Origin of the sequence: Methanospirillum sp. (assembly GCF_035560735.1) — an archaeon.
Classification (GTDB): Archaea; Halobacteriota; Methanomicrobia; order Methanomicrobiales; family Methanospirillaceae; genus Methanospirillum.
In genome coordinates, this window is sequence record NZ_DATMYY010000266.1 from 1 (window position 1) to 3,034 (window position 3,034).

Here is a 3,034-nt window from a genome sequence, read left to right on the forward strand (position 1 = left end):
GAGTATATGAATAAGAATATCCTTGTGACTGTTTTTCTTGGAATTGTTCTCACTCTGTTATCTTGGTTTTTTATAGAAACGGCTGCAGCAGGTATTGTAGCAGTAATTTTTCTCACGATTTTACTTGTTTTGCTGATCTCAGAGGATGCAAAAAAGAATGCACATCCTGAGATCTCTGCTACACTGGCTGACGATGCTGAAACAGTAATTGTCGAGAATCTTGGAACTGCACCAGCCAGATCAGTACAGGTCCGGATAATTCCAGATGATATCAGATATGAGGTAGGGGATCTGAATCCTGATTCGGTACACAGATATCACCTACCCTCAATGCTTCGTAATGCAAAAGCAGCTGTCTCATGGGAACAGAAGGATGGATCGCGGACAGAGAGGATCTTCCGGTTATCAGGATATGAAGAGGAGACAGATCTGCTCAAACCAATATTTCCACTTTTTAGTTGGAAAGAAAAATAGAACAGATGGTCAGACAGGTTTTACCAGAAACTGGAGGGTTACCTCAAGAGCAGAGAGAAGATTTTCCTGCCCTTCAAGGTACTGCTTCATTCCTTTGTACAGCATAAACACCGCGTCATACCCATAGAGATCAATCAGTTGACGTGGAGTAAGTTCTCCCATGTAAGAGTCAACAATCAGATCATCAGCACTATACATCACTTCGTAGAACTTGCCATCCGCACTGATGAGACAGAACTGATCAATGACCTGACGTGACATATTATCTGGACGGTATGGAGCAGGATCGGCACTCTTCCCAAGGACAAACACCTTTGAAGAGTAATGCTTCGCATCGTAAATGTCACCTTTATTGTCCTTTTTTCCTTTTTCAAGAATGGTAATGCCCATTGTTTGAATAACAGGGGCAGTCAGAGCACCCATCCTTGCTACGAGTTCTGCTTCTTGAGTGCGAATCTCTTCGCTGTGCTTATCGATCCCGGCATCCGTTGTCTGAATGAGATCAATAAGGCGGTTATATCCATTGAGTATGACATCTTCCATGTATTTCACCAGTGCAGGTACCGTCTCCCGGGTGAGGGAAAAATCCAACTGACTGCTTTTGGTCAGTACAGTGATCTTATTACCCTTCCAGTGAGGTACTGGGTCCGCTCTCCAGTAAATTCCACCATATGAAGGCTCCCTACCAGGAGATCTTCAGCAATTACTATTCCAGTATACGATCTGGTTCTTCCCATTACGGTGCCTTCCCTAAGCTTTTCAGTGATCACAACCTCTTCTGTCCTTCCCACAAGCGCTACTTTCTTCGTCTTCAGGATAGCATAACCGATGCGAATCAACTCACGTGAGCGATCTTTTTTGATCCGATCAGGAAGTTCCCCGACTCTTGGGGCAGTGGACCCCGGCCTGTATGAGTACCGGGTAACATTAAGGGCATCAGGCTGAAGAGCAACCAAAAGCTCACAGGTTTCTTTGAATTCGTCTTCACTCTCAGCAACAAATCCGGTAATAACATCGGTCGCGATAGAGATATCAGGATTTTTTTTCTTAAGTGCATCTACCAGCATGAGGTAGGTAGGGAGGTTGTATTCCCTCCCCATTCGTTTGAGAACTTGATCAGACCCTGATTGAACAGGGAGATGAACAAACGAGAATATGTGATCATTGTCCAAAGCATCAGCAACCTCATGAATGATAGGAAGTAGTGTTGCCGGATTCATCATGCCCAGTCTAACAAAAAAGGTGCCCTTTATCTCCCCTATGGCAAGCAGAAGAGTATGAAGAGACGGTGTTCCCCAGTCATACCCGTATGCACTCAGATCCTGACCCGTCAGGCGGATTTCCACAGCCCCTCCCTGGACTGCTGCGCGAATCTGCGAGATTATTTCCTCTATCGGATTACTTTTAATGCGACCTCGTGCATGTCTCGTGATGCAATAGGTACAGTGACCAAGGCAGCCGGAACCAATCTGAACAACTGCAACCGGACCGGATGGTGCCACATTATGATCCAGATCAACAGCATGTATACTATCAGGAGATAATATCCGGACGGCAGGAAATTCATTAAGAATTGCGGCACGTGCAGTGGGAAGACAGCCGGTGACCCAGATCTCTTTCCCCTCCAAATCCTTCAGCAGCCTGATCATCTTGCGTTCCGTCTTCTCTATCACAATACAGGTGTTAAGAATCACTGCATCCGCATCTTGTGGATCCTCCACGAGCAAAGAACCTGCACGCGTGAGAATATGCTTGAGTCTATCAGAATCACCTTCATTATAGGTGCATCCAAAGGTCAGGATACAGATCTTCTGCCCGGAAAGAGCCTGAACCCATGGCGGATAGGAAAGAGACTCGCCGGATTTTTCATCCATTATCCAGAATATGGGATCTGATGGCAGATAGGCACAGCGATAAATCGATCACACTGTGCAAAACTGTTTAATTATATTCGGCAAATATGTAGGCAATGGTCAGAATTGGGCTCCTGGGTTGTGGCAACGTAGGAAAGATCATCGCAACCCATCAGGAGGGTTTTCAGGTTGTTGGAGTTTTTGACCAGCTGCCTGAACATGCAGCGAGCCTCGCAGAATTGACCGGGGCACAGCCTTATTCAGACTTTGATGAATTCATCTCTGCTGATTTCGATATCTGTGCTGAAGCAGCATCCATCGTTGCTGTAAGGGCATACGCACTAAAAATTATTGAACACGGGAAAGATCTGGTCATCTTAAGTGTTGGTGCCCTCGCTGACGATGCCTTTAGGGAAGATCTTATTTCTGTCGCCAAGGAAAACCGGAAACGGATTCATATTCCAAGCGGCGCAATCATGGGACTGGACAATCTCAAGATTGGCCAGATAAGCCACATCGAGAGTATCCTACTTAGGACCACTAAAAGTCCGGAGAGCCTTAAGATGAATGTCAGCACCAGGACATTGGCATTCAAGGGAAAAGCAAAAGATTGTATAAAGCAATTTCCCAAAAATATCAACGTATCAGTGGCTATCGCTCTTGCCAGCACTCATGAAGTTCAGGTCGAATTATGGGCAGATCCTGAT

4 protein-coding genes are annotated in these 3,034 nt (G+C 45.7%); 2 read left to right on the forward strand and 2 right to left on the reverse strand.

What is annotated here, in order from left to right; translation table 11 throughout:
• A partial coding sequence (locus tag VN429_RS07475; protein WP_325631600.1) for a hypothetical protein occupies positions 1 to 474 on the forward strand: 474 nt, incomplete at its 5' end.
• 9 nt (positions 475 to 483) lie between these two features.
• Here VN429_RS07475 and VN429_RS07480 read toward each other — a convergent pair.
• The gene (locus tag VN429_RS07480; protein WP_325631602.1) at positions 484 to 1,017 is read right to left on the reverse strand and encodes a hypothetical protein; all 534 of its coding nucleotides are present in this window, start codon (positions 1,015 to 1,017) and stop codon (positions 484 to 486) included.
• 62 nt (positions 1,018 to 1,079) lie between these two features.
• Positions 1,080 to 2,348 carry a tRNA (N(6)-L-threonylcarbamoyladenosine(37)-C(2))-methylthiotransferase gene (locus VN429_RS07485; protein WP_325631605.1) on the reverse strand — a complete coding sequence of 423 codons (1,269 nt, stop codon included), beginning with the start codon at positions 2,346 to 2,348 and terminating at the stop codon, positions 1,080 to 1,082.
• A 95-nt stretch (positions 2,349 to 2,443) separates the two neighbouring features.
• Here VN429_RS07485 and nadX point away from each other — a divergent pair.
• Positions 2,444 to 3,034, forward strand: a 591-nt coding sequence (gene nadX, locus VN429_RS07490; protein WP_325631607.1) for an aspartate dehydrogenase, incomplete at its 3' end; no start/stop codon positions are given.

Excerpts from the sequence above, each read along its gene's own strand:
- VN429_RS07485 (WP_325631605.1), bottom strand. The coding sequence starts at position 2,348 with ATGGATGAAAAATCCGGCGAGTCTCTTTCCTATCCGCCATGGGTTCAG.
- VN429_RS07480 (WP_325631602.1), bottom strand. The coding sequence starts at position 1,017 with ATGGAAGATGTCATACTCAATGGATATAACCGCCTTATTGATCTCATT.